Below are 1,083 nucleotides of genomic sequence, written 5' to 3' on the forward strand. Positions count from 1 at the left end.
GTAGTTGATCGCCGATACCGCTACGGCCACCTGGCGGCCCCCGGTGGCCTCGCAGCCGGCCAGCCACAGTGCGGCCAGCAGCATGCAGGCGGCGGTGCGCAGGTGGCAGGTGAAGGTGCATGTGCTCATGAATGTCGTCCTTCGTCGTGGCTGCTGCGCATGCCCGTGCCGTTGTCACCGAGCTCGGCAAAAGGGCTGCCGACGCCGGGGGAATAGATGCGGAAGAAGTGCGGGTACTTGTCCTCGACGCCGGGCCACTGGTCCTTGAGATGGGGCATCACCGCCAGCGGGGCGATGGCCTGGCCCTGGTAGGCATCGAAGAGGCGGGCGACGTTGGAATGGCTGTGATCGCCGGCCTGTTCGCTGACGCCGTAGTTGTTGCGCGTGCCGTCCATGAAGAAGCCAAGGAACAGGTTGGTGTCGCAACCGCGGTGGGGGTCGGCGATGCAACTCTCTCAACTTAGGCATTTATCATACACCAGGCTTGTAAGCATGGAACTTGTGAGGCTTGTTGCGTGGGGTACGAGGTCGATGGCGCTCGGCGGCGCACCACGCGGCAGTGCGGCGAGGTTGTCGCACACGGCCTTGGTACCCGGCGCCTCGCCCGAACATAGGAGCACCGTGCCGTCGCCGGGGGCATCGGGATCGGCGATTTTTAGCTTGACGCCGTTGGAAAGCTCGATGCTGCCGGTTCCATTGTCCTTGACGAGTACTGCTTTCTCCGCCTCCATGGTGCTTGCGCCATGGCCCTTCCAGACAACCTCACCCCAAGTGTTGCGGTGCCCGGTGGCGAGCAGGCCGGTCCCCAGCAGGCCACCTCGATGCTTATTAACCCGGCAATCAAATACCGTTCGGGCTGAGCCTGTCGAAGCCCAGTCGGCACGAACGCCCTTCGACAAGCTCAGGGCGAACGGAATAGCGTATTTCGTTGCCGGGTTAATAGCCGAGTCGCGCTTGCCCAGGGCGCTGGCGCTGGTGTCGTCCTCGGCCAGCGTGGCGCTGTCGGCAAAGAGCAGCAGGCGGTGGCCGGCGGGGGCCTCGGGGTCTTCTTCGAGGCACCAGCCCAGGCCTTCTTCGGTGAGC

General features: G+C 64.5%; 2 protein-coding genes. Both read right to left on the minus strand.

The features are described 5' to 3' along the window. Window positions 1-125: 125 nt before the first annotated feature. Window positions 126-395, minus strand: a complete 270-nt coding sequence (locus C8261_RS17100) for a hypothetical protein (protein WP_107494929.1) — start codon at window positions 393-395, stop codon at window positions 126-128. Window positions 396-455: 60 nt separating this feature from the next. Continuing rightward, on the minus strand, window positions 456-1,083 hold a 628-nt coding region (locus tag C8261_RS17405), incomplete at its 5' end, for a hypothetical protein (RefSeq protein ID WP_219905241.1).

The sequence above is a fragment of the Pseudothauera lacus genome, assembly GCF_003034845.1.
In the GTDB taxonomy this organism is placed as follows: Bacteria; Pseudomonadota; Gammaproteobacteria; order Burkholderiales; family Rhodocyclaceae; genus Pseudothauera; species Pseudothauera lacus.